The 24,242-nt window shown below is 74.2% G+C and carries 19 protein-coding genes, 1 tRNA gene and 1 riboswitch; of the genes, 6 read left to right on the top strand and 14 right to left on the bottom strand.

What is annotated here, in order from left to right; translation table 11 throughout:
- From ACTJIY_RS05585 to ACTJIY_RS05575, 3 genes are all read left to right on the top strand, one after another.
- Positions 1-2,697: fibronectin type III domain-containing protein (locus ACTJIY_RS05585; protein ID WP_440674933.1), on the top strand; the 2,697-nt coding region annotated here is incomplete at its 5' end.
- A 91-nt stretch (positions 2,698-2,788) separates the two neighbouring features.
- A complete protein-coding gene (locus tag ACTJIY_RS05580; protein ID WP_440674932.1) occupies positions 2,789-3,427 on the top strand; it encodes a ClpP family protease in 639 nt (212 codons plus the stop codon).
- Positions 3,427-4,032: a ClpP family protease gene (locus tag ACTJIY_RS05575; protein ID WP_087469679.1), complete on the top strand. Its 606-nt coding sequence runs from the start codon at positions 3,427-3,429 to the stop codon at positions 4,030-4,032. The genes ACTJIY_RS05580 and ACTJIY_RS05575 overlap by 1 nt, the downstream gene beginning before the upstream one ends.
- A 98-nt stretch (positions 4,033-4,130) precedes the next feature.
- On the opposite strand, the gene ACTJIY_RS05570 is transcribed toward ACTJIY_RS05575, so the two are convergent.
- The 3 genes from ACTJIY_RS05570 to ACTJIY_RS05560 form a co-directional block, all read right to left on the bottom strand.
- Positions 4,131-5,108 carry a DUF6882 domain-containing protein gene (locus ACTJIY_RS05570; protein WP_440674931.1) on the bottom strand — a complete coding sequence of 326 codons (978 nt, stop codon included), beginning with the start codon at positions 5,106-5,108 and terminating at the stop codon, positions 4,131-4,133.
- Between the two features lie 124 nt (positions 5,109-5,232).
- Positions 5,233-5,721, bottom strand: a complete 489-nt coding sequence (locus ACTJIY_RS05565; protein ID WP_440674930.1) for a helix-turn-helix domain-containing protein — start codon at positions 5,719-5,721, stop codon at positions 5,233-5,235.
- A gap of 104 nt (positions 5,722-5,825) precedes the next feature.
- Positions 5,826-6,578: a TenA family protein gene (locus ACTJIY_RS05560; protein ID WP_440674929.1), complete on the bottom strand. Its 753-nt coding sequence runs from the start codon at positions 6,576-6,578 to the stop codon at positions 5,826-5,828.
- Positions 6,569-6,693, bottom strand: a riboswitch (TPP riboswitch). Its footprint overlaps the gene before it by 10 nt.
- Positions 6,694-6,781: 88 nt before the next feature.
- On the opposite strand from ACTJIY_RS05560, the gene ACTJIY_RS05555 reads away from it, so the two are divergent.
- The 3 genes from ACTJIY_RS05555 to ACTJIY_RS05545 all read left to right on the top strand — a co-directional run bounded on the left by ACTJIY_RS05555 (position 6,782) and on the right by ACTJIY_RS05545 (position 8,863).
- Complete coding sequence (locus ACTJIY_RS05555) at positions 6,782-7,708, top strand: VOC family protein (protein WP_353708615.1); 927 nt, start codon at positions 6,782-6,784, stop codon at positions 7,706-7,708.
- Complete coding sequence (locus tag ACTJIY_RS05550) at positions 7,705-8,349, top strand: alpha/beta hydrolase (protein ID WP_440674928.1); 645 nt, start codon at positions 7,705-7,707, stop codon at positions 8,347-8,349. The genes ACTJIY_RS05555 and ACTJIY_RS05550 overlap by 4 nt, the downstream gene beginning before the upstream one ends.
- A gap of 112 nt (positions 8,350-8,461) precedes the next feature.
- Positions 8,462-8,863 carry a VOC family protein gene (locus ACTJIY_RS05545; protein WP_440674927.1) on the top strand — a complete coding sequence of 134 codons (402 nt, stop codon included), beginning with the start codon at positions 8,462-8,464 and terminating at the stop codon, positions 8,861-8,863.
- A 6-nt stretch (positions 8,864-8,869) separates the two neighbouring features.
- On the opposite strand, the gene ACTJIY_RS05540 is transcribed toward ACTJIY_RS05545, so the two are convergent.
- From ACTJIY_RS05540 to ACTJIY_RS05490, 11 genes are all read right to left on the bottom strand, one after another.
- Positions 8,870-8,943 (bottom strand) — tRNA-Leu (locus tag ACTJIY_RS05540).
- 154 nt (positions 8,944-9,097) lie between these two features.
- Positions 9,098-10,582, bottom strand: coding sequence for an NAD(P)/FAD-dependent oxidoreductase (locus tag ACTJIY_RS05535; protein WP_253052968.1), 1,485 nt, complete (start codon positions 10,580-10,582; stop codon positions 9,098-9,100).
- A gap of 189 nt (positions 10,583-10,771) precedes the next feature.
- Entirely contained in the window at positions 10,772-12,181 is a 1,410-nt protein-coding gene (locus ACTJIY_RS05530; protein WP_440674926.1) for a hypothetical protein, read from the bottom strand.
- Positions 12,181-12,513: a PadR family transcriptional regulator gene (locus tag ACTJIY_RS05525; RefSeq protein ID WP_047234130.1), complete on the bottom strand. Its 333-nt coding sequence runs from the start codon at positions 12,511-12,513 to the stop codon at positions 12,181-12,183. The genes ACTJIY_RS05530 and ACTJIY_RS05525 overlap by 1 nt, the downstream gene beginning before the upstream one ends.
- Positions 12,514-12,713: 200 nt before the next feature.
- A complete protein-coding gene (locus ACTJIY_RS05520; protein WP_440674925.1) occupies positions 12,714-13,748 on the bottom strand; it encodes a Ppx/GppA phosphatase family protein in 1,035 nt (344 codons plus the stop codon).
- Positions 13,749-13,769: 21 nt separating this feature from the next.
- A complete protein-coding gene (locus tag ACTJIY_RS05515) occupies positions 13,770-14,297 on the bottom strand; it encodes a DUF501 domain-containing protein (protein WP_353708610.1) in 528 nt (175 codons plus the stop codon).
- 41 nt (positions 14,298-14,338) lie between these two features.
- Positions 14,339-14,851, bottom strand: a complete 513-nt coding sequence (locus ACTJIY_RS05510) for an FtsB family cell division protein (RefSeq protein ID WP_253052958.1) — start codon at positions 14,849-14,851, stop codon at positions 14,339-14,341.
- Between the two features lie 558 nt (positions 14,852-15,409).
- On the bottom strand, positions 15,410-16,696 hold the full coding sequence (gene eno, locus ACTJIY_RS05505; protein WP_353708608.1) for a phosphopyruvate hydratase: 1,287 nt from the start codon (positions 16,694-16,696) through the stop codon (positions 15,410-15,412).
- 206 nt (positions 16,697-16,902) lie between these two features.
- A complete protein-coding gene (locus tag ACTJIY_RS05500; protein WP_353708607.1) occupies positions 16,903-17,625 on the bottom strand; it encodes a MazG family protein in 723 nt (240 codons plus the stop codon).
- A 131-nt stretch (positions 17,626-17,756) separates the two neighbouring features.
- Positions 17,757-21,839, bottom strand: coding sequence for an endo-1,4-beta-xylanase (locus tag ACTJIY_RS05495; RefSeq protein WP_440674924.1), 4,083 nt, complete (start codon positions 21,837-21,839; stop codon positions 17,757-17,759).
- Positions 21,840-22,014: 175 nt separating this feature from the next.
- A complete protein-coding gene (locus ACTJIY_RS05490; RefSeq protein WP_440674923.1) occupies positions 22,015-24,222 on the bottom strand; it encodes a carbohydrate-binding module family 20 domain-containing protein in 2,208 nt (735 codons plus the stop codon).
- Between the last annotated feature and the right edge of the window lie 20 nt (positions 24,223-24,242).

The raw sequence follows: 24,242 nt of genomic DNA, 5'->3' as shown, positions 1-24,242 counted from the left end.
ACCGAGAACCGCCAGGTCATCACCTACACCGCCACCGACATCGACGGCCTCACCGCCAAGGCCTTCGTCAAGGTGCCGGGGATGACGGACCAGGCACCGACCCTGCGTCCGGGCATCACGCCTCTGGAGGTCGTCAGCGGCGAGCCGCTGCCGATCGACATCACGGACTACGTGCTCGTCGTCGAGGGCAAGACCCCGCGACTGACGACCGAGGAGAAGGTCACCGCGCTCGAGGGGACCCGCGAGGTGCCCTCGACCACCGAGATCGTCTACACGTCGAATGCCGAGTACGTCGGGCCGGCCGCCGTCACCTTCGAGGTGACCGACGGCTCCGGCCCCGACGACCCCGAGGGCCACACCGCGCTGCTCACGCTGCCGATCAGCGTGGTCCCGCCGGAGAACCTGCCGCCCGAGCTCTCCACCCCGACGCTCGACGTCGCGGCGGGCGAGGAGGCCTCGATCGACCTCGCACGCTTCGCGACCGACCCCGACGGCGACTCCTTGACCTTCAAGGCCACCGGCCAGGCCCAGGGCGTCACCGTGACGGTCGAGGGCAGCACGCTGCACGCCCAGGCGTCCCCGGACGTGCCCAAGGGCTCGGTCGTGCAGGTCCCGATCACCGTCACCGACGGCGAGCACCCCCCGGTCGAGGGCACCGCGACCCTCACCGTCGTGGCCTCCACCCGACCCCTCGCCCGCGCCAACCAGGACACCGTCGACGACGCCCACCAGGGCAAGGCCACCACGGTGAACGTCCTCGCCAACGACGCCAACCCCTTCCCCGACACGCCCCTGGAGATCGTGGGTGCCGGCGTCGAGACGGGCCAGGGCGACGTGACCTACGCCGGGGACGACGTGATCGTCACCCCGACCGAGGACTTCGTCGGCGTCATGGTCGTCACGTACCGCATCCAGGACGCGACGAAGGACGCCGACCGCATGGTCGAGGGCCGCGTCCAGGTCAAGGTGCTCGGCAAGCCCGAAGCCCCTGCGACCCCGCAGGTCGACCAGGTCCGGTCCAAGACCGTCGTGCTGTCCTGGGACCCGCCGAACAACAACGGCGCCGAGATCACCGGCTACACCGTGCGCTCCCAGAACGGCTACGAGAAGGCCTGCGGCACCACGACCTGCACCCTCGACGGCCTGACGAACAACGTCAAGTACACCTTCACCGTGTTCGCGACCAACGCCGTCGGCGACGGACCCGCGTCCCCGCCCTCGGCCGAGGCCCGCCCCGACGAGAAGCCCGACCCGCCCGCCGCACCCACCCTCGAGTTCGGCGACCAGTCCCTCACCGTCACCTGGACCAACAAGACCTACACCGACCGCTCGCCCATCGAGACCGTCAACCTGGAGATCTCCCCGGCACCGCCGAGCGGCGCCATCCAGATGCAGTCCCTCACCGGGAACCAGACCGTCTGGACCGGGCTCAAGAACGGCGTCGCGTACCGGGTGCGCGTGCAGGCCGTGAACCTCGCCCCCGACCCCTCGGAGTGGGGCGACTACTCCGCCGAGGAGATCCCGGCGGGTCTGCCCGACGTCCCGAAGACGCCCAGCGCGACGCGCGCCTCCGACTCCCCGCTCAACGGCGGGTCCATCGACGTGTCGTGGGAGCCGCCGTTCGAGAACGGCGACGCGATCAAGGCGTACAGCCTGCAGCGCTACAAGAACGGCGCGCGCGACGGCGCGCCGACCTCTCTCACCGGGACGAGCCACAAGGCGACCGGGCTCGACAACGAGTCGTCCTACACGTTCACCGTGACGGCCGAGAACAAGGCGGGCGTGACGGCGGAGAGCCCGCAGTCCGCCGCGGTCGTGCCGTACGGCCGTCCCGAGGCGCCGCCGAAGCCCACCGTGCAGAACGTCGGGTCGTCCTCGCAGGACAGCGGCATCCCGCGCGTCTCCTGGGGCGCCGCCGACGCTAACGGCAGCCCCATCACGGGCTACACCGTCACCGCGTCGCCCGGAGGAACGAAGAAGAACGCCTCCGGCACGTCGGTCGACTTCACCGACCTCCCACCGGGGAACTACACCTTCACCGTCACCGCGTCGAACCTCGGCGGCACGTCGACGTCGAGCCCGGCGTCCGCGTCAATCAACGCGTACGAGAAGCCGGGCGCCCCGGCAGTCACCCCCAACAAGACCGGGCCGTCGTCGGGGACGTTCACCGTGACCGCGCCGTCGTCCAACGGCGGCAACACCATCACGCGGTACGAGTGGCAGCTGTCCGGCACGCAGAGCGGGTCCGGGACGGGTACCACGGTCAACATCAGCGGCTACGGCCAGAACGTCACGCTCGTCGCCCGCGCGTGCAACGCCGCCGGGTGCGGGTCGTGGAGCGCCTCGAAGTCGATCGTGACGGACGCCCCGCCGCCGCCACCGACGATCTGGGTCACGCGTGGCCCGCAGAAGAACACCGGCAGCTTCGGCGACTGCAACAGCTACATGTGCACGCAGTTCCGGGTCAACGCCAACGCGACGTTCCCCAGCGGGGACTACACCATGGAGTGCTTCGTCGACGGCCGGAGCGTCTCGGGCAACGCGTACACCCGGCGTCTCAACGCCGGCAGCTACGTAGACCTGCCGTGCATCCTCGGCAACCCCTACGGCACCCAGCGCGAGGGGACGGTGTGGGTGAGCATCTCGCCGGCTCCTTCCGGGATCGTGGTCGAGCACCGCTCCTGGCCGATCCTCTGACCGCACGAGAGCGGCGGTGATCTGCCGTCGGCGAATGTGCCGACGGCAGATCACCCGCCCGTCCGTGCCCTCCCCGGGTCACGGTGGTCCCATGACCACGCACACGTCACGCACACCGCACGCGGAGGCCGCCGCCCCGGCGTCGTCGTCGTTCGACGACCAGCTCACGACGCGCCTGCTGCACCAGCGCATCGTCGTCCTCGGCTCGGCCGTGGACGACGCCGTCGCGAACCGTCTGTGCGCGCAGCTCCTCCTGCTCTCGGCGGAGGACCCGCGCGCGGACGTCGCGCTGTACATCAACTCGCCCGGCGGCTCGGTGAGCGCCGGGCTGGCGATCTACGACACGATGCGGCTCATCCCCAACGACGTCTCGACCGTCGCGATGGGCTTCGCCGCGAGCATGGGGCAGTTCCTGCTGTGCGCGGGGACGCCGGGCAAGCGGTTCGCGCTGCCGCACGCGCGCATCATGATGCACCAGCCGTCGGCGGGCATCGGCGGCACCGCCGTCGACATCGCGATCCAGGCCGAGAACCTCGTGTACACCAAGGGGCTCATGCACCGGCTGACCGCGGAGAGCACCGGCCAGAGCGTCGAGACCATCGCGGACGACTCCGACCGCGACCGCTGGTTCACGGCGCAGCAGGCGCTCGACTACGGCATGGTCGACCGGATCGTCGAGTCCGTCGACGACGTCCGTCCCGCCCGCGCGGCCCGGAAGGTGGGACTGTGATGGCGAGCTACACGATCCCGACCGTCGTCGAGAAGACCCCGCTCGGGGAGCGCGCGTTCGACGTCTTCTCCCGCCTCCTGTCGGAGCGCATCGTGTTCCTCGGCACGGAGATCGACGACGGCGTCGCGAACGTCGTCATGGCGCAGCTCCTGCACCTGGAGTCGGACGCCCCGGACCAGGAGATCGGCCTGTACATCAACTCCCCCGGCGGCTCCGCGACCGCGCTCATGGCGATCTACGACACGATGCAGTTCGTCCGCTGCGACGTGTCGACCATCTGCATGGGCCAGGCGGCCTCGGCCGCGGCCGTGCTGCTGGCGGCGGGGACGCCGGGCAAGCGGTTCGTGCTCGAGCACTCGCGCGTGCTGCTGCACCAGCCCTCGGGCGGCGGCGAGGGCACCATCTCCGACCTGTCGATCCAGGCCGAGGAGATCCTGCGGATCCGGTCCGAGACGGAGGAGGTCCTGTCGCGTCACACGGGGCAGACCGTCGAGCGCCTGCGCGCGGACACCGACCGTGACCTCGTGCTCACGGCGCGCCAGGCCGTCGAGTACGGCGTCGCGGACGCCGTCGTCACCTCGCGGAAGCTCGCCGCGGCCGCCTGAACCCGGGTCGAGCGCTGCGTCCGTGGTCGACGGATGCGTCCCGGGACGGATCTCTCGGCCGCAGACGCAGCACTCGCGGTGCGCCCGCCGCACGGGGCCTACCCGCGTCGCCGGAACCAGGAGCGTCGACGCGGCTCCTGCGCGGGCTCGGCCGCCGGGCCCGGTTCCTCCGTCGACGCGGGCTCTCCGGGTTCCGGCACCTCGGCAGCGTCCGGGTCGGGGACGTCGGCGGTGTCCGCGTCGGGCAGGTCGGCGGTGTCCGCGTCGGGCACGTCCGCGGAGTCCACGTCAGGGTCGACGGCGGTGTCCGCGTCGGGCGCGTGGGCGTCCGGACCCGCTGCTCCCGGCTCAGGGTCGTGCGCCGGCGCGGACACCGCGCGCCCCGTCGCCGCGATGCCGGCGATGCGGCCGCGCTCGTCGAACCGGACGGTCACGCTCCCGTCGGGCAGGGCGAGCTCGACCGCGCCGTCGCCCTGCGCCGTCCGGAGCCCGCGAGCGACGGCGTAGGACGCGACGGCGCGCCGGTGGTCGACGACCGTCACGGACAGCAGGCCTTCGCTCAGCACCCGCACGACGCGCGGCACGCTCGGCGCGGGCAGCGCGAGATCGTCGGCGTCGAGGAGGAACCAGGCGCGCGTCCCGCCGCCGACGGGTGCGCTGTAGTGGGTCCAGGTCCCGGTGACGGCCTTGGCCGCGAGCGCGAGGCGGTACGGGAGGTCGTCGGTGAGCGGCAGCTCCGCCTCGGTCGCCTCGCGCAGGCCGGTCTCGCGGGTCTTCTCGGCGGCGCGCAGCACGTCGTCGGGGAAGTCGTTGACGTTGTTCCACGCCCACATCCAGGTCCCGGGGCCGGGCGCGGCCGTGCCGAGGAACTGGAGCCGGCAGGTCGTCGTCCCGCCGTCCGGTGCGGTGAAGGTGAACGTCCCCGTGGCCATCTCGGCGCCCCACGCGTCGTCGCCGTGGCGGTCGACGAGGTGGAGCTGGTGCTCGTGCGAGAGGAACGCGGCGTCGTCGACGAGCTCCTGGAGGGCCGGGGCGGTCTGCTCTGCCGTGCCGTGCGCGGTCTGCGGCTCCGTCATCCCTCGACGGTAGCGGCGCCCGCCGCGCCGCGCCGGGGCGCGACACGCGGTGCCGACCAGGAGCCGGCCAGGTGCGGGCCCTGTGCCGGCCGCGCGTCAGCCGGTGCGGCCGGCCCCGCGGGAGTCAGGCCGCGAGGAGCAGCACGTCGGCGGCGCGCACGGTCGCCCGCGCCGCGAGCGTCGTGCGCGCGACCGGGAGGTCGCGCACGGGTTCGCCGGCGGGTGCGGGGTCCCGCGGCGCGGAGAGCGCACCGCGCTCCCGGACGGAGGAGAGCACGCGCACGGGGGCGACCGGGCGCAGCTCCTCCCCCGTCCGGGCCACGAGGTCCACGAGGCGTAGGCCGAGGGCGCCGCAGACGGCGGCCAGGACCTCGGACGACGCCTCCTTGCGGCCGCGTTCCACCTCGGACAGGTAGGCGGTCGAGACCCGTGCGGCAGCCGCGACGTCGACGAGCGTCCGACCCTGCGCGAGCCGGGCCCGTCGGAGGATGCCGCCGATGACGTGGCGCAGGAGCGGCTCCGGCCGACCACCCTCCCGGGGCCGGGGGCTCGCCGGCACTCCGCTCGGCACTCCGCTCGGCCCTGCGTTCGGCACCGCGCTCGTCGCGTCCATGCGGTCACGCTACCCGCGCCCCGCCCGGGTGCCGAGGCACCCGGGCGAGGATCTGCTCCTGGCGTAAGGCCCGACGTCGGGCGCTCACCGGTCCGGGAGGGACGTCACCACCGCTCGAGCGACCACGCCATCTGCCAGAACCGGATCTCGTGGCGGCAGCTCAGCTCGAACGCGCGCTCCATGCGGGCGCGCTGTGCCTCGCCCGCGTCGGCGGCGAGCGCGTCGAGCCGCTCGCGCAGGTCGGCCAGGACCCCCTCGGTGCGCTCGGCGGCGTAGAACTCCCACCAGCCCGCGAGCGGGTGGTCGTCCCCGATCGCGCCGAGCGTCGTCTCGCGCTCGGCGAGCCAGAACCTGCGCGCCGACCAGATGTAGGTCCATGGGCACGGCAGGAGGGCGGCGAGCAGCACGCCGAGCGAGTCGCGGCCCGCGGCGAGCATGTGGTCGACGTACGCCTGCGCGCTCGGGGCGAGGCGGTTCGTCTGCGCGTCCTCGTAGGCCACGCCGAGGAAGTCGCACATCGCGTGGTGGGCGTGCGACTCGTCGTCGAGCAGGAACCCGGCCTTCTCGTGGAAGTACGCGGCCCACTCGCGGTCCGGCGCGAGCGCCATGCCGAGCCCGTAGCAGCGCAGGTACGCCGTGAGGTACTGGTGGTCCTGGCCGACGTAGTGCCGCACCGCGTCCGGCTCGACCGACCCGTCGCGCAGCCCGGCGAGGAACTGGTGGTCGTAGAACTCGTCGAAGAGGTGCGCGTACCGGCGCGCGAGGTCGACCGTGAAGCCGGTCTCCCCCGGCCGGACGAGCGCGGTCGGGTCGTCCGCGAGGACAGGGTTCAGGGTGATGGCAGCAGGCGTCGTCATGCCCACGTTCCTCCGCTCGTGCTAGCGAGATCAGGTTCGACGGGTCCGGGCGGCCGTACCGCTCGTCTCAGTCCCTCGGCCCGGTCACCCGGGCGGGACGCCCCGCGTGGTTCGCGGCGACCCTAGCAAGGAAGCGCCCCGCGTGTCGGGATCGTCCGGCGGCGTGGTGGAATATAGTTGTAGCGACAACAGTTGGAGCAGACATGACCACGAGCACCCCGGGCGCGCCGACCGACCGCCTCCTGTCCCCGTCCACGAGCATGGACGCCGTCACGCTGCGCGTCGGCGACCTCGAGCAGATGACGTCCTACTACACGGGCGCGTTCGCGCTGGCCCCGCTCGAGGAGCGCTCGCGCGGCACCGAGGTGCACCGCGTCCTCGGCCGCGGCACGACGCCCATGCTGCGCCTCGTGCACACACCCGGCCTGCCCGCCGTCGACCGGCGTCAGGCCGGCCTGTTCCACACCGCGTTCCTGTTCGACGACGCCGCGAGCCTCGCCGCGACCGTCTACCGGGCCGCGCAGGACCGTCGGGGGGCGTTCGTCGGGTCGAGCGACCACCTCGTCAGCGAGGCGTTCTACTTCACCGACCCCGAGGGGAACGGGGTCGAGCTGTACACCGACCGCCCCCGCGAGACGTGGGTCCGCGAGCGCGGCCAGATCGTCATGGCGACCGAGTACCTGGACCCGAACGCGTACCTGCGCACGCACCTCGACCAGGAGACGTTCGACGCCGGGCCCGCGCTCGCCGGGCGGGTGGGGCACGTCCATCTCCAGGTCGGCGACATCGCGACCGCGCGCGACTTCTACGTCGACGCCGTCGGGTTCGAGGCCACGGTCACCGAGTACAGCGGCGCCCTGTTCGCCTCCGCCGGCGGGTACCACCACCACGTCGCGATGAACGTCTGGAACAGCGCCGGCGCCGGCCCGCGCGCCGCGAGCCTCGGGCTCGGCGACGTCGCGGTCACCGTCCCCGGTCGCGACGACCTCGACGCGCTCGTCGCCCGCCTGCGGGCCCGCGGCCTGCAGCACGCCGACGACGGCCGCTCCGTCGTCGTGCACGATCCGTGGGGCACGCGGGTCACGCTGGCCGTGCCCGGCACGACGACCGACGAGCTCCTGGCGCGATGAGCGCGCCCGCCGCGCTCGTCGCCGTCCGCTCCGACCCGGGCCTGGGAGGACAGCCCGCCGCGGGGCCCGTCGTCGTGCTGCTGCACGGGTACGGCTCGCACGAGCACGACCTCGCGGGCCTCGGCCCGCACCTGGGCGCGCCGTGGGTCTCGCTGCGCGCCCCGCTCCCTCTCCCCCACGGCGGCTTCGCGTGGTTCCCGATCGTCACGCCGGGCGACCCCGACCCGGAGCCCGTGGCGCGCGCGACCGAGGCCGTCTGGGCGTGGGTCGACGCCGAGCTCGGCCCTGACCGGCCGGTCGTCCCCGTCGGGTTCTCCCAGGGCGGGCTCATGGCGACCCAGCTCCTGCGCACGCGCCCCGAGCGCGTGGCGGCGACCGTCGTCCTCGGCGGGTTCGTCCAGGCCGCGGAGCAGCCCGCGGACGCCGCGCTCGCCGCGTCCCGGCCGCCCGCGTTCTGGGGCCGCGGGGCCGAGGACCGCGTCATCGCGCCGCACGCGGTCGAGCGGACGGCCGCGTGGCTGCCGGGCCGCTCGACGCTCGTCGAGCGCGTCTACCCCGGCCTCGCCCACGGCATCGACGCGCGCGAGCTCGCCGACGTCCGCGCGTTCCTCGACGACGCCCTGGGGCGGACCGCCGCCTGACCGCAGGCGCGGGCGGCCGACCCCGACGGCGGGGGCCCGGCTCGGGGCGCGCACCCGGCGCCGGGCGCGCACGATGGGAGCACCCAGCCGTGCGCACCGAGGAGCCAGGCCGATGTTCCGCAGCCTCTTCCCGATCCTCTCCGTGGCCGACGTGGAGCGGTCGCTCGTCTTCTACCGCGACCTGCTGCGCGGGACCGTCGAGTACGCGTTCCCCGACGAGGGCCCGCCCGTGTACGTGAGCGTGCACGTCGGCGGCTCACCGCTCGGGATCGGGCTCGACGACGGCATGATGCCCGCCGGCGTCGCGCGCACCGCGCTGTGGGTGTACGTCGACGACTGCGACCGGGCCGTCGAGCACCTCGCCGCGGCCGGAGTGCCGGTGCTCCAGCCGCCCACGGACCAGCCGTGGGGCGAGCGCGTCGCGCGCGTGCAGGACCCGGACGGCACCGTCGTGATCCTCGGCCAGGAGGCCGCGCCGCCGCCCGAGCCCGAGGGCCCGACAGGGCTCTCGTGACGTCGGTGCCCCCACCGGGACTCGAACCCGGAACACGCCGGGTTTAAGCCGGCCGCCTCTGCCAGTTGGGCCATGGGGGCGCGGCCCGAATCTACCGCGACCGCGGACCGAGCCGGGACGGTCGACGCCTGCCGAGGACGCGCCGGACACGTCGGGACGCGACGAGGGGCGAGCCGCACCGGCGGCTCGCCCCTCGTCGTCGGGCACGGCTCCGGGGTCGCCCCCGGACGGCGGTCAGGACGCCTTGGCCGGGACCTTCTCGTCCGCGTCGGCGGAGACGCCCGCCTCGGCCGCGGCGGCCGAGCCCTGCGCGGTCTGCTTGACCGGCTCGCCGTCCTTCTTGGGCGGCACCGACGCGGCGCGGAACTCCGCGCGCGGGTCGTGCAGGGAGCCGAGCGACACGAGCTCGCGGCCCAGGAGGAACTGCCCGATCCAGCCGATGAAGATGCGGATCTTGCGGTTGCCCGTGGGCATCGCCATGACGTGGTAGCTGCGGTGCATGAGCCACGCGAGCACGCCGCGCAGCTTGAACACGCCGAACAGCTCCGCGACGCCCTTGTACAGGCCGAGGGACGCGACCGTGCCGACGCTCTTGTGGCGGTACTCGACCGGCTTCTCGCTGTGCAGCTCGAGCGCGAGGTTGTCGGCCAGGCGCGTGGCCTCGCGGATCGCGTGCTGCGCGTTCGGGGGGCAGAACTTGCCCGGGTTGAGCACGTCCGGGACGGCGGCGCAGTCGCCCGCGGCCCACGCGTTCGGCACGACGTTGCCGTCGGCGTCGGCGACCTGGAGCGTCGGGAGCACCGTGACGCGGCCCATCTTGTCCACGGGGAGGTCGGACGCCTCCTTGATGACCGGGTTCGCCTTGACGCCCGCGGTCCACACGATCGTGTCGGAGTCGAACTCGACGCCCGTCGACGTGACGACGTGGCCGTCGACGCACGACGACAGGAACGTGTTGAGGTGGAACTCGATCCCGCGCTTCTTCAGCTCCTCGAGCGCGTAGCCCGCCATGGGCTCGCTGAGCTCGGGCAGGATGCGCCCGGCGCCCTCGATCATGACGAAGCGGAGGTCCTTCTCCTCGATCGTCGCGTAGTTGCGGGTCGCGTAGCGCGCCATGTCCTCGATCTCGGCGATCGCCTCGACGCCCGCGAACCCGCCGCCCACGAACGTGAACGTCAGCATGCGGCGACGCAGCCCCTCGTCCCACGTGGACGACGCGACGTCCATGCGGTTGAGCACGTGGTTGCGGACCGCGATGGCCTCCTCCACGTTCTTGAAGCCGATCGCGTTCTCCGCGAGCCCGGGGATGGGCAGCGTGCGCGACACCGAGCCGAGGCCGACGATCAGGTGGTCGTACGTGACCGAGTAGTCGTCGCCCTCCTCCGGGTGGATCGTCACGCGGCGCGCGGCGTGGTCGATCGAGACGACCTTGCCCTGGAGCACGTCGACGCCCTTGAGGGCGCGGCGGTGCGGCGCGACGACGTCGCGGCCGTCGATCGAGCCCGCGGCCGCCTCGGGGAGGAAGGGCGCGTACGTCATGTACGGTCGCGGGTCGACGACGACGATCGCCGCCTCGCGGCGACCGAGCTTCTTGCGCAGTCGGCGCGCGGCGTACAGACCCACGGAGCCGCCGCCGAGGACGACGACGCGGGGCACCTTGCGGGGCCGCGGCGAAGCGGTCTGGGCACGGCTGACCGAGGTCAGGTCATTCTGAGGCATGGTTCCAGAGTATTACCGGTTGCGGCACAGGCGAGCCGGAGCGTCCGTCAGACGGGCGTGACGCGCCCCACGCCCGCCCTGCGCACCGGGCAGACCCGACATTCCGCGCGGCCGGACGGCGCCGAACCCGGGATCGCTCCCCACGATGTCGCCAGGCTGGGGAGCGACCCCGGGTTCGGCGCCCCCGGGTCAGCCGATCGCGCCGACGACGGGGGTCGGGCCCGTCGGTGGCGGCTGCGTGCCGCCCGCGGGCGGGGTCGGCGCGGGCTCGGGTGCCGTGCCCTCGGCCGGGTCCGTCGCGTCGCCGGACGGCGCGGGGTCGTCGGCGTCGCCGGTGCCCGGCTCGTCCGTGCCCGACGTCGCGTCGTCCGCGCCGACGCTCGACGGGACCGCCGTCGGCGCCTTGAGGAACGGCCATGGCATCTCGCGCGTGCGCGTGCCCGTCGCCGGGACAGGGCGCCCGTCGCCGTCCGCGTACTCGACGTCCTCCTCCGCGACCGCGCGCAGCGGGTAGACGTTCCAGCGCTCGCGACCGTCCGTCGAGAGCGTCGGCTGGAAGTACCACGCGCCCTCGACGTCGGGCACCGACCACGGACCGTAGGCGCCCTCCTCGGTCACGGTGCGCACCTGGCGGCCGCGGTCGTCGAAGATCTGGACGTCGCGCACGGGGTCTCCCGCGGCGTCGTAGACGAACAGGTTGGAGACCTGCATCCCGTCGACCCACACGCCGTCGCCGCCCGGCCCCGAGGGGCCGCCGTAGGAGACGGGCTGCGTCCCGCCGCTCGCGTCGGCCCACCCCTGCTGGTAGCCGCTGTCCCACCCGGACACGGAGACCGAGGCGCTCGCCGCGGTGACGTAGAGCACGGTCGGGACCGCCGCGACGGCCGCCGCGACGGACAGCGGGCGCACGACCTTGGGCAGCCAGGTCGTGGGCAGCCAGCGACCCCGACCCCACTGGACGCTCACCACCACGGCGGCGAGCACCACGACCCGTGCGGAGAGGTCCCGCGGCAGGACCGCGACCTGGTAGCCGCCGAGCAGCGCGAGCAGGAGCGTCGCCACGACCCAGCCGCGCAGGATCCACCACGCGGGCGTCAGGGTCCGCAGGAACTCCATGACGGAGGCCCACTGGGGCGTCGAGGTGACGGGCCGCCACAGCGAGCGCCACCCGGACGACAGGATCCCGCCGAGCACGAGCAACCGCCCGCGTACCCCGATGCGGGGGCGGCGCGCGCCGCCCGGCGCGGCGACCGGCGGGAGCCCCGCCGCGGCGCGCAGCTCGGCGGCGTACTCGGCGGGCGGGCCGAAGAACGCGACGAGGTCGAGGCCCGTGTCGTCGGCGACGGCTCCGCCCGGGTCGGCCGGGCCGCCGTCGGGCAGCGGACGAGCGGGACCACTGCGGCGAGGCAGCGCGCCCGGCGCGTCGACGACCGCCTCGGCGAGGTCGGCCTCGAGCCCGTCGGTGAGCTCCTCGACCTGCTCCGGCCGCAGGTCGGCGAGGTGCGCGCGCACCTGCTGCGCGTACGCGTGGACGTGCCCGTAGAAGGCCAGGCCCACGGGCGCCCCGGCGGGCTGCTGCGCGGGCGTCGTCGTGCTCATCAGGCGGCCACCTCTCCGGTCCGCAGCAGCGCGGACACGGTGCCCGCGAACGTCTGCCACTCCTTGCGGTGCAGGTCGAGCATCGCCCGCCCCTGCGCGTTGATCCCGTAGTACTTGCGGTGCGGGCCGGCGTCGGACGGCACGACGTACGTCGTCAGCGCCCCGCTCGCGTACAGGCGCCGGAGCGTCCCGTACACCGACGCGTCGCCGACGTCGTCCAGCCCCGCCGCGCGCAGGCGTCGCACGACGTCGTACCCGTACCCGTCCTCGGCCTCGACCGCCGCGAGGACCGCGGCGTCGAGCACCCCCTTGAGCAGCTGCGTGGTGTCCATCCGACCCTCCGTCGGGCGTGGCCCTGGTCCGTCCCGGCACTCGGCCCGCCGACACGACGGGCTCACGCGATGCACACTACCGCGCGATGCGCAGTACCACGCACACCGACACTCCGATGCTGGTCGGGGAAAAGCCGAACCCGGGGTCGCTCCCCAGGCCTCGGCGTGGGTGGGGAGCGACCCCGGGTTCGGCGGAAGGATCAGGCGAGGGACCAGGCGATCCCGTCGAGGATGTCGTGCTCGCTCGTCACGACCTCGGTGAGCGAACCGCCCGCGGCGGCGACGTCGTCGCGCACGCGGCGCACGACCTCCGACCACACGAGCGCGCCCGCGCCGATGACGTCCACGCGGCCCGGGTGCATGAAGCCGAGCGCGGCGCGCTCGGCGCGCGAGCGGTGGAGCAGGTCGTCGCACGCCGCGAGGACCGCGTCGACCGGGAGCACGGCGCCGTCGATCCGCTCCCGCTCGTACCGTGCGAGGCCCAGCGCGTGGGCCGTCACCGTCGTGACGGACCCGGCGAGGCCCACGAGCGTCGCCGCCTCCCCCAGCGGGACGACGGCCGCCGCCTCGTCGAGCGCGGCCCGCACGTCGGCTCGGGCCGCGGCCTCCTCGTCCGCGGTCGGCGGGTCGGAGCGCAGGTGCCGCTCCGTCATGCGCACGCACCCGACGTCCATGGAGAACGCGGCGTCGGGCGTGGTCGTGCCGAGCACGAGCTCGGTCGAGCCGCCGCCGAGGTCGACGACCGCGTAGGGGCCCGGACGCAGCGCCGCGACCGTCGACGTCGCGCCGCGGAACGACAGCGCGGCCTCCTCCTCGCCCGAGACGACCTCGGGCTCCACGCCCAGCGCGGCCAGGACCCCCGCGACGAACTCGTCGCGGTTCTTGGCGTCCCGCGTGGCCGACGTCGCGACGAACCGCGTGCGCGTCGCGCCGAGCTCCGCGATCACGTCGGCGTAGCGGCGCGCGGCGTCGAGCGTGCGCGCGAGCGCCTCCGGCGCGAGGCGGCCCGTGCGGTCGACCCCCTGGCCGAGCCGGACGACCTCCATGCGCCGGTCGAGGTCGACGAGCGTGCCCGCCGCCGGGTCGACGTCCGCGACGAGCAGGCGGATCGAGTTGGTGCCGCAGTCGATCGCGGCCACGCGCGAGGCACCGGGCCCGGCAGGAGCCGGCGGGGGTGCCGTCGCGGCGAGCGCGCCCGGGTCACGGGTGAGGGGAGAGGTGGAGCCAGAGGTCATGCGACCAAGCGTGCCACGGCGTCAGCAGGTGCAGCGGTCGGGGCGCCAGACGTCGCGCACGCGCTCGAGCGCCTCGTCGCCCAGCGGGTTCACCCCGGGGCCTGCGGCCAGGGCGTGCCCCACGAGCACGTGCAGGCACTTGACGCGCGTGGGCATGCCCCCGGCCGAGATCCCGTCGATCTCCTCGACGTGGCCGAGCGCCTCGCGCTGCGCGAGGTAGTGCTCGTGCGCACGCCGGTACGCGGCGGCGAGCTCCTCGTCCTCGGTGAGGCGCTGCGACATCTCCTTCATGACGCCGTTCGCCTCGAGCGTCGACGCGGCCGCCACGGCACCGGGGTGCGTGAGGTAGAAGGTCGTGGGGAACGGCGTGCCGTTCTCGAGCCGCGGCGCGGTGCGGACCACGAGCGGGCGCCCGCACGCGCACCGCGCGGCGATGCCGACGACCCCGCGCGGGGTGCGCCCGAGCTGCTCCGCGAGGGTCTCGAGGTCGCGCTCGGTGACGACGGCGTCCGGGTCGTCGGCGGGGATGGCCAGGCGGGCGTCGGGCACGGGTGTTCCTTCGGGTCGGTCGGGCGCGTCGGGTCGACGCGTCACCCATTCTCCCCGCTCGACGGCGCCGCGCCGTCGCCGGCCGGGTCCTCGTCCGCGGGCGGGGACTCCTCGCCAGCCCCGTCGTCGGCCGCCCCGGCCCCCTCGCCCGTTCCCGACGACACCGGCTGCTCGCCCGCGACCTGCACCGACGCCCAGATCGCCTCGTACCAGGGCGTGCCGTCCTCGTAGCCCTGGACGGGGCCGTCGGTGATCGTCTGCCCGGTCTGCGGGTCGATGTCGTCGACGACGGTCTCCGGGTCGAGCACGCGCCACGGCCGCTCGCCCGGCATGACGAAGTTCAGGCGGTCCCGGGCCTCGCGCTCGACGTACGCCTGGTCGTCCCAGCGGTCCAGCTCGGACTGGAGGTCGTCGTGCTGGGCCTGCGCCTGCGCGAGGTCGTTGCGCAGCTCGCGCAGCTCCCCCGTCTGGTTGACGTACGCCCGCAGGGTGGGCAGCAGCAGCACCACGGCGAGCAGCACGACGACGGACAGCACGAGGGTCCGGACCGTCACGACCTCGGGAAGCAGGAAGCCGTACCGGCTGCGGCGCCGGTCCTCCGGCGCGGGGCCGGTGGCCCGTCGCGAGGGTGCCCGCTGCGCGCGCGTGGCGGGGCGACGCGCCCCCGCCGAGGCCTTCGCCCCGGTCGCGCGGCCCGTGGCCGCGCTCTTCCCGGACGTCGGCCTCGCGCCCGACGCGCCCTTCGGCGCGGCCGGCTTCGGGGCCGCGGGACGAGACGCACCGGACGCCGTCGAGCCGGACCGGGGCACCGGCTTCGACCCGGACCCGCGCGCAGGCCCGGTCCCCGGTCGCGCGGGGGCACCGGGGCGCGGAGGGCGGCGCGAGGACGGCATGGCCCGATTGTGCTGCCGCGACGGCCCCGGCCCCGGGAGCACGCGCGGTGCGTCCGCGAACGTGAGCCGATCGACACGACATCTTCACCCGCGGCCGTGACCTGCGGCGGGGTGCGGGTGCCCGCCCGGGCCCCGGACGCGCCGGAGCCCGGCGGGCCGACGAGCGGCCCTCCGGGCTCCGGGTGCCGGGTCGCCCCGGCGGCGTGCGTGACCCGAGGGTCAGCCCTGCACCGTCCAGCGCGGGAACGCGCCGCGACCGGCGTAGCGCGCGGCGTCGTCCAGCGCCTCCTCGATGCGCAGGAGCTGGTTGTACTTGTTGATGCGCTCGCCACGGGCGGGGGCACCGGTCTTGATCTGGCCGGCGTTCGTCGCGACGGACAGGTCGGCGATCGTCGTGTCCTCGGTCTCGCCCGAGCGGTGCGACACCATCGCGGTGAAGCCGTTGCGCTGCGCGAGCTCGACGGCGTCGAGCGTCTCCGTGAGCGTGCCGATCTGGTTGAGCTTGACCAGGAGCGAGTTCGCCGCCTTGAGCTCGATGCCCTTCGCGAGGCGCTCCGGGTTGGTGACGAACAGGTCGTCGCCGACGATCTGGACCTTGTCGCCGACCTCGGCCACGAGCTGCGACCAGGCGCCCCACTCGTCCTCGGACAGCGGGTCCTCGATGGAGACCAGCGGGTAGTCGCGCACGAGCTGCTCGTAGTACGCGATGATGTCGTCCGAGCTCGTCGCCTTGCCCTCGAACTGGTAGGCGCCGTCCTGGAAGAACTCGGTCGCGGCGACGTCGAGCGCCAGGGCCACGTCCTTGCCGGGGACGAACCCGGCCTGCTCGATCGCGACGAGGATCAGGTCGAGCGCGTCGCGGTTGCTCGGCAGGTTCGGAGCGAAGCCGCCCTCGTCGCCGAGGCCCGTCGCGAGGCCCTTGCCCTTGAGCACGGACTTCAGCGAGTGGTAGACCTCCGCGCCCGTGCGCAGCGCCTCGCGGAACGAGGACGCGCCGATCGGGGCGACCATGAACTCCTGGATGTCGACGTTCGAGTCGGCGTGCGACCCGCCGTTGAGGATGTTCATCATCGGCACGGGCAGGACGTGCGCGTTCGGGCCGCCGACGTAGCGGTACAGGTCCAGGCCGGCGCTCTTCGCGGCGGCCTTCGCGACGGCGAGCGAGACGCCGAGGATCGCGTTCGCGCCGAGCTTGCCCTTGTTCGGGGTGCCGTCGAGGTCGATGAGGGCGGCGTCGATGAGGCGCTGGTCCTCGGCCTCGAAGCCGATGAGCTCCGGGGCGATGTCGTCGATCACGGCGTTCACCGCGCCCTCGACGCCCTTGCCCAGGTAGCGGGACTTGTCGCCGTCACGACGCTCGACGGCCTCGAACGCACCGGTCGACGCGCCCGACGGCACTCCGGCGCGGGCGAACGTCCCGTCGTCCAGGACGACCTCGACCTCGACGGTCGGGTTTCCGCGGGAGTCGAGGATCTCGCGCGCTCCAACGGCTTCGATGCTGGCCACAGGTGCTCCTTCGGGGCAGGGCTGCGGGCGCTTCGAACGGTGGTGGCGGACCCGGGCAGGGAAACCCGGGACGCCGCGTGCGCGCCCGCGACGATGGTGGGTTTACGACCACAGCCTAGTGCCCGGATGTGACCTGCGCCGCTGCGTCCGGTCCGTGGGCCCCGGGTCGGGGACCTGCGCGACGACGATCGGGACGAACGTCCCGGTCAGGCCGTCCCCTCCGCGCGCCGCGTCTCGGCCGCGACGATCTCGCCCTCGACGCGCCGCAGCTCCCCGCGCAGCGCCGCCTCGGCGTCGAGCCCGTCCTCCTCGGCGCGCGCGACGAGGGCGAGCAGCTCGCGCCCCAGCCGCTCGTCCGCCGTCGTGCCCTCGTCGCCGACCGCGGCGGGCGCACCGCCCGACGGCGCCGCGAGCGCCGTGCCGACCACGTCGCCGAGGCCGCCGCGACCGGCGCGGGAGAGGACCTTCTGCGCGCGGGCGAGCGCGCCCTGGGTGTGCGAGATCCCCTCGAGCACGGACGTGCGCTGCTTCTCGGCCTTCTTGATCGCGTCCCACTGCTCGTGCAGGTCGGTCGCGTCGGCGTCGGCGAACACGTGGGGATGGCGTCGCACGAGCTTCGCCGCGAGGTCGGCGGCGACGTCGTCGACCGTGAACGGGTCCGGCTCCTCGCTCGCGATGCGCGCGTGGAAGAGCACCTGGAGCAGCAGGTCGCCGAGCTCCTCGCGCATCCCCGCGCGGTCGCCGGTCTCGATGGCGTCGGCGAGCTCGTGCGCCTCCTCCAGCAGGTACCGCACGAGCGACTCGTGCGTCTGCTCGCGGTCCCAAGGACACCCGCCCGGCGAGTACAGCCGGTCCATGACGGCGACGACGTCGCGCAGCGGGTCGGTCGCGGACACGGGCTGAGGAGCCGGGGGCACGGGTGCGGTCACCACGTCATCGTAGGTTCGCCGACCAGGCGATCCGTGCCCGCCGAGCAGGCGGTCGCGGCTCGTCCGGATCTCCGGACGGGCCACGACCACCTGCTCGCCGTCGGCGGGCGACGGGTCGGCGGGTCAGCGGGTCAGCAGGTGCGTGCCTCCACCGCGATGTCGCGCGTCGACGCGGGGCCGCCGGTCTCGAGCGTTGCCGTGATCGTGGCCGTGGTGGCCGGGACCGACGTCGCGCGGACCGCGAAGGACTGGTACGCGTTCGCGCCCGGCGCCACCGCCGGGAACGTCCGCGTCCCGTACGGGGTCGTGAGCGTCACGTCGACCGGCACGTCCTCGCGGTTCGTGGCCCGGACCGCGACGTACGCCTTGCCCGCGAGGCAGCGCGCCGACGCCTCGACGTCGAGCGCGACCTCGGGCGCCGCGCCCGCGCCGACGAGCCGTGCGACGCCCCAGCGCGCCGTCGACTGGTAGCCCGCCCCGGACGGGTCCGCCCAGTTGCGGATCGCGGTGCGCGTGCCCGCGGACGCGTCGTTGACCTGGAGGTCGAGCCCGTGGAACGTGCCCTCACCGCCCTGGTCGGCGAGGTCGACCGCGAGCTCGACGACGTACCCGTCGGCCGTGCGCGTCGTCGCGCTCGTGACGCGCGCCCGCTGCGCCGCCTCGTCGCCCGTGCCGAACGACACCGCGTTCTCGGCGCTCACGCGGATCTGGGTGTCCAGGTCACGGTAGGCGCCGTTCTTGCCGTTGCCCGCGTCGACGTAGACCTCGACCGAGTCCTGCACCCACGGGTCGGAGCCGCTCACGTCCACCACCGGGTCGGCGACCTCGGCGAGCACGTAGAGCGTCCGGTCGCGCCACAGGGTGCGGACGGTCGCGACCGCGCCGCCGCTCCCCTGGACCTCCTTCGCGGTCGTCACGGGCGCGTTCGCCTCCGCCCACACGGCGTCGATGTCGCCGTCGACCGCGGGCGCGGCCGACGCGTGCGCGACCTCGAGGTAGGACAGCTCCTCGAGCAGGCGCAGCGTGCCCGTCGCGCCGGGCGTGTTCCAGGCGGACGTCGCGCCGCCGTCGTTCGCGCGCACGTCGAGCGCGAGCGTGCCCCCGGGCGCGGCGCCGGCGAGCGGGAGGTGCGCGACGACGTCGTACCCGCCCGCGCGCTCGGTCACCTCCGCGGCGGCCCTCGCGCTCGTCGTCCCGTCGCGCCCGACGACGTGCTCCGCGCCGGCGAGCGCGAACGTCACGGCGTCGGCCGCGTCGGCGGTCGCGTCGTCGACGCTCGCGAACGCGGTGAGGTGGTCCGGGGCCCAGCGGAGCTGGAACCCGACCTCTCCCCCGGCGACCCCGCCCGGCGCGGCGAAGGTGTGCAGCGGGAGCCGCTGCCAGTCCGGGGCCGCGGCGGCGTCGCCGTCGAGCGGGACGTCCCCGGCGAACACGTCGGCCGTGCGCAGCAGGGCGGGCAGCTCGCCGTCGACCACGCCGTGGTACGCGGGCTTGGCCTTCAGGGCGTCGTCGAAGACGAGCGGCGCACCGCTGTCGACGCGCCAGCTCCGGCCGTCGGTGAGGCCCCACACGGTGACGGAGTAGAGGTCGTCCGCGTGCGCGCGGAACGCCCGGAACGCGTCGCGGTAGTAGTAGCCCTGCTCGACGAGGCTCGCCTGCGTGACCGGGGTCCCGGTCGTCACGTCGAGCTCGGTGACGGCCTGCGTCACGGGCAGGTCGGCAAAGCGCTCGATCGCGCCCTCGAGCGCGGAGACCGGCATCGCGAGGCTCACGTGGAACTGGTGGCCCACGCCGTCGACGGGCACGCCGCGCGCCAGGAGGCGCTCGACGAGCGCGTGGTACCGGTCCTGCTTGCCGCCCTGCTCGGTGTTGTAGTCGTTGATGAACAGCGCGACCGGACGCTCCCCGCGCTCCTTCGCCGCCGGGTCGGCGTAGACGTCGTTGAACGCCTCGTCGGCGTACGCGAACGCGAGGTCGAGGTACTCCTCGCCGAGGATCCGGAACCACTCCGAGCGGCGCAGGCCGTCGGGGTTCTCCCCGCCGTCCGACACGACCTCGTTCACCACGTCGAACGCCGTGAGCGGGTTGTCGCCGCCGAACGGGCCGTAGGCGTCGGCGAGCGCCCCCGCGACGGAGAAGACGTGGGTCCGCAGGCGGTCGCGCAGGACCTGCCGGTCCGCCTCGGACGTCGTCAGGGGCGCGCCGTCGGCGCCCTCGAAGAACCAGTCCGGCGTCTGCGAGTGCCACACGAGCACGTGCCCGTAGACGCGCAGGTCGTGCGCGGCCGCGTAGTCCATGAGCGCGGTCGCCTCGGGGTGCGTCCGGAAGGTCCGGTCCTCGTCGTACCAGGCCTCGGGCTTCATGTGGTTCTCGGCGGTGATCTGGTCGAAGTGCCGCAGGAGCAGCTCGGACGACGCGCCCGAGGTCTCCCGGCTGTCGATCGCGACCCCGACCGGCACGTCGACGGTCTCCTTGATGCCCGTGAGGTCCTCGACCGCGGGCGGCGGCGGCACGCGCAGCACGACGTCGTCGACGAGCAGGTCGCTCGTGTTGTCGCCGTTGTAGTCCGTCTCCAGGTACAGCAGCGCCTCGTCCGCGGCGGCACCCGGGAACGTCGCGGTGATCTGCGTCCAGCCGGTGCTCGTGATCCCCGAGAACTGTGCGAGGGTCGAGTACGACGTCGTCCCGTCGACCGTGCGCGCGATGCTGAGCCACACGTCGTCCGCGGGCTGGCCCTCGGCGAAGCGGACCCACGCGCTGAGCTCGTACGTCGTGCCGGCGGCGAGCAGCCCGGTCACGTCGTGCCCGATGCCGTCGCCCTGGCCGTCGCGACCGGAGACGACCGCGGCCTGCGCGCCGCCGTGGGCCACGTCCGTGAGGTCGAGCGACGGCGTCGTCGCGTCGCCCGCGCGCGGCACCCAGCCGCCGAGGCCGTCCTCGAAGCCGGTCTCCAGCAGGACCTCGCCGCCGCGCGGCGGCGTGCCGACGGGGAACGTGAAGTCCCAGCCGGCCGCGAGCCGCTCCGCGACGACCGTCTCGACCGCCGCGAGCGTGCCCGCGCGGTCGCCGCCGCCGTCGTGCGCGAGCACGACCTCGCCGGGCCTCATCGCGGCGCGCAGGTTCGCGGTGAGGGTCTCGACGTCCTGGGTCTCCCAGTCGGAGATCGTGTTGACGACCGCGAGCGGCTGCATGCCGAGCGCGACCGCGACCTCGGGGGTCGCGCCCCACGAGCCGTTCGGGGCGCGGAAGAACGGGACCGGGTACGCCGGGTCGCCGAGCGCGTCGCGCAGGATGCCGAGGTTCTCGACGAGGTCGGCGCGCACCTGGTCGGCCGACCACGTGCCCATGTCGGCGTAGCCCGTCGAGTGGTTGCACAGCACGTGGCCCTCGTCGACGATGCGGCGCAGGAGCTCGGCGCCGCCCGGCGCCTGGACGTTCTGGCCGATGACGCAGAACACCGCGTGCAGGTCGTGCTCGGCGAGGAAGTCCAGGAGCGCGGGCGTCGTGCCGGGGTTCGGGCCGTCGTCGAACGTCAGGGCCGCGACGTCGCCGGTCCCCTCGGCGAGGCGCACCGGCGTCGGGACGGGGTTCACCGCTCCCCCGGGCACGACGTCGCCCGGGTCGGTCGCGACGGTCGTCACGCGGACGTCGTCCAGCAGGAACGACGGGTGCGCACCCGCGACCGGCGCGGCCTCGACGTAGAGCGTCGCCGCGGTGAGGCCCGCGGGCAGGGTGTACGTCCCGCCGATCTCCACCCACCCGTCGGCCGTCGTCGCGACGGCCCCGCCGACCCACGTGTACGCGTCTCCCGCCGCGCCGGTCTCCTGCACGGTGAAGTGGACGCCGGACGACCCGGTGGCGCCCGCCGGCAGCTTGACCCACGCCTCGACGTCGTACGCGACGCCCGGCTCGAGCAGCGCGAGCGCGTCCGTCGCGACGCCGTGCCAGTCCGCGGTCCGGCCCGTCACCGCGAGGCTCGACGACCCGCCGTGCGCCTCCGCGTCGGTCAGGGCGACGGTGACCGGCCCGCGCGCGGTCCACGGCGCCGTCGTCGCCGACTCGAAATCGTTCTCTAGAACGATATCGATATCGTTATCGACCTGGGCAGACGTCGACACGCCCATCGCATCCATCCCCATCGCCGCGCTCGCTCCCCCGCTCGCCACGAGGGTGGCGAGCACCCCCGCCACGGCGGTCCTCCACGTGCGTCTCATCGTCGTCGCTCCCTTGCGATCGGCTGCACGGGGCACGTCGCCCCCGGGCGCACCGGCGCGCCCGGGCCACACCCTAGGGGCACCCACCAGGTTCAGACAATGGTTGAACTATTTCCCGCCACGGTAGCGGCAGACCCCGCCCCGGTCTGGGTGAGACCGGGGCGGGGCCGCGAGGTCACGACCTCCAGGTGTCCGACAGCGTCACGGAGCCGTCCTGTCCGACCGTCGCGGTGCGGTTGCCGCCGCTCTCCCAGACGACGTTCCCGCCGCCGTCGCGCTTGACGTACTTGTACTCGAACGTCGTCCCGGCCGGGAGGTCGAGGGTCGCGGTCCAGACGGGGTAGCTCGCCGCCGAGAGCGCGACGCCGTTCGCGGGCGCCCATGACCCGAGCGCCGGGATGCTCCCGACGACGAGCACGTTCTGCCCCCAGGTCGTCGTCGCCGTGACGGAGAACGACGCGTCGCCCTGGCCCTCGACGGGGCCGGGCCCCTCGCCGTCGTCCTCGCACGGGTCGCCCGCCGTGACCGTCCCGCCCGAGACCGCGACGGCGGCGCCCGACAGGGAGTAGTCCTTGCCGCCGTTGTTGTCCCACGCGCCCGAGCCGTTCGTGAACGCCGCCGTGACGGTCGCGGCGGCACCGGTCGCGCCGTCCGGCAGGACGATCTCCTTCGCGACCCAGCCGGTGCAGGCCGCGGTCATCGCGACCCCGGGCACGGCGGTCCAGGCGCCCGTGCCGACGCGGTAGTGGACGTTGTACGCGTTCCAGCCCTTGTCGGTCGCGTAGTAGACGGTCGTCGTGCCGCTCGGGTCGACGGGACCCGGGCCGCCGGTGCCGCCGTCGTCCACGGCGCCGACGTGCAGCGCGAGCGCCCCGTACGCCGGGACCGTCGCGGTGAAGGTGCCGGAGCCGGAGACCGTGACCGTCTTGGCGCAGTCCTTCGACGCGACGACGTCGCAGTACGTGCCCGCCGGGAGCGACGTCTGGTAGGTGCGCGTGACCGCGTTCGCGGAGTTGTTGATCGTCACGTACCCCTTGCTGCCGCGACCGTACGCGACGTGGTTGTTCCCGTCGTCCCACCAGTTCGTCACCGCGGTCCCGGCGACGGCGTTGTGGAAGCCGACCATGCCCGCGATCTCGGTCCAGCGCTGCGTGCAGACCCAGGCGCTGTTCGAGCAGCTCGCGTCCGGCACGGACGTCGCGGACGCGCCCGGGGCGCCGGCGTCCTTGTCGTTCCACGTGTAGCCCGAGTAGACGCTCGGCGCGCCGTACGGCCACGAGAGCATGAACGTGTTCGCGAGCTTGTACTTGGCGCCCCACCTGTAGTTCATGGTCTCGCCGTTGCGCTCGGTGTCGTGGTTGTCGACGAACACGCCGGCGCGGTCCGAGGGCAGCTTGTTGTCGCCGATGGTGCGCAGGTCCTTGATCTGGCCGTCGAACCGGGACTTGAGCTCGCGCGCGTAGTCGAACTCGTGCGAGTCGCCGGAGCCGAGGTACTCCGAGGGCTGGATGGGCTCGCCGCCCGCGCCGATGACCTCGTGCACCCAGAAGACGTCCGGGTTCGTGAGCCGCGCCTTGATCGCCGCGAGGTCCGCGGCCGGGATGTGCTTCGCGGCGTCGATCCGGAACCCGGCGACCCCGAGGGAGAGCAGGTCGTTGAGGTAGCCCGCGATCCGGCCGCGCACGTAGTCGGAGCCCGTCCGCAGGTCCTGGAGCGAGACGAGGCGGCAGTTCTGCACCACGTACCGGTCTCCGTACCGGTTGCCGATGTTCTCCTTGCAGTCGTTGAAGTCGTTCGGCCCGTAGAGCCCGGGGTAGTTCTCGACGCCGTACGACGAGCCCGCGACACCCGTCCCGCCGCCCTGGTCCGCACCCGCCATGTGGTTGAGGACGGCGTCGGCGATGACGCCGACGCCCGCGGCGCGGCAGGTGTCGACCATGTTCTCGAACTCCGCCCGAGTCCCGAGCTTCGAGTCGATCCGGTAGCTCACGGGCTGGTAGGAGGTCCACCACGCGGTGCCCTGGATCGTCTCCTGCGGCGGGGAGACCTGGACGTAGCCGAACCCGGCCGGGCCGATCGTGCTGGTGCACTCGGCGGCCACCGAGTCCCAGGTCCACTGGAAGAGGTTGAGGATCACGTCGCCCCGGCCGTTCGGGGAGTCGACGACGGGCGTGGGCACGGGCGGCGCGGCCGCGGCGGGCGCGGCGACCGGGACCGTGGCGGCGAGCGCCGTCCCGAGCGCGAGGGCCGCCGAGGCGACGGTGGCGACGAGGCGCCGCAGCCGACCGTCGCGTCGGTCGGCTCGCGCTCGGCCGCGGTCCGCGGCGGGGGGTGCGGCGGGAGTGGGTGCCGGCGGACCGGCGGGATCGGTGGTGCGCGTCATTGCTGCTCCTTCGAGGTGGT

It is taken from the genome of Cellulosimicrobium sp. 22598 (assembly GCF_052044445.1).
GTDB classification, from domain to species: Bacteria; Actinomycetota; Actinomycetes; order Actinomycetales; family Cellulomonadaceae; genus Cellulosimicrobium; species Cellulosimicrobium cellulans_G.
The sequence above is the reverse complement of the archived record's forward strand: the minus strand, read 5'-3'. Positions and strand labels throughout refer to the sequence as shown.

Coding starts and splice junctions, on each gene's coding strand:
- ACTJIY_RS05570 (WP_440674931.1), bottom strand. CDS start 5,108: ATGACGGAGCCGCAGACCGCGCACGGCACGGCAGAGCAGACCGCCCCG.
- ACTJIY_RS05520 (WP_440674925.1), bottom strand. CDS start 13,748: ATGACCTCTGGCTCCACCTCTCCCCTCACCCGTGACCCGGGCGCGCTC.
- ACTJIY_RS05545 (WP_440674927.1), top strand. CDS start 8,462: ATGTTCCGCAGCCTCTTCCCGATCCTCTCCGTGGCCGACGTGGAGCGG.
- ACTJIY_RS05550 (WP_440674928.1), top strand. CDS start 7,705: ATGAGCGCGCCCGCCGCGCTCGTCGCCGTCCGCTCCGACCCGGGCCTG.
- ACTJIY_RS05580 (WP_440674932.1), top strand. CDS start 2,789: ATGACCACGCACACGTCACGCACACCGCACGCGGAGGCCGCCGCCCCG.
- ACTJIY_RS05565 (WP_440674930.1), bottom strand. CDS start 5,721: ATGGACGCGACGAGCGCGGTGCCGAACGCAGGGCCGAGCGGAGTGCCG.
- ACTJIY_RS05560 (WP_440674929.1), bottom strand. CDS start 6,578: ATGACGACGCCTGCTGCCATCACCCTGAACCCTGTCCTCGCGGACGAC.
- ACTJIY_RS05525 (WP_047234130.1), bottom strand. CDS start 12,513: ATGGACACCACGCAGCTGCTCAAGGGGGTGCTCGACGCCGCGGTCCTC.
- ACTJIY_RS05495 (WP_440674924.1), bottom strand. CDS start 21,839: ATGAGACGCACGTGGAGGACCGCCGTGGCGGGGGTGCTCGCCACCCTC.
- ACTJIY_RS05530 (WP_440674926.1), bottom strand. CDS start 12,181: ATGAGCACGACGACGCCCGCGCAGCAGCCCGCCGGGGCGCCCGTGGGC.
- ACTJIY_RS05535 (WP_253052968.1), bottom strand. CDS start 10,582: ATGCCTCAGAATGACCTGACCTCGGTCAGCCGTGCCCAGACCGCTTCG.
- ACTJIY_RS05555 (WP_353708615.1), top strand. CDS start 6,782: ATGACCACGAGCACCCCGGGCGCGCCGACCGACCGCCTCCTGTCCCCG.
- ACTJIY_RS05575 (WP_087469679.1), top strand. CDS start 3,427: ATGGCGAGCTACACGATCCCGACCGTCGTCGAGAAGACCCCGCTCGGG.
- ACTJIY_RS05490 (WP_440674923.1), bottom strand. CDS start 24,222: ATGACGCGCACCACCGATCCCGCCGGTCCGCCGGCACCCACTCCCGCC.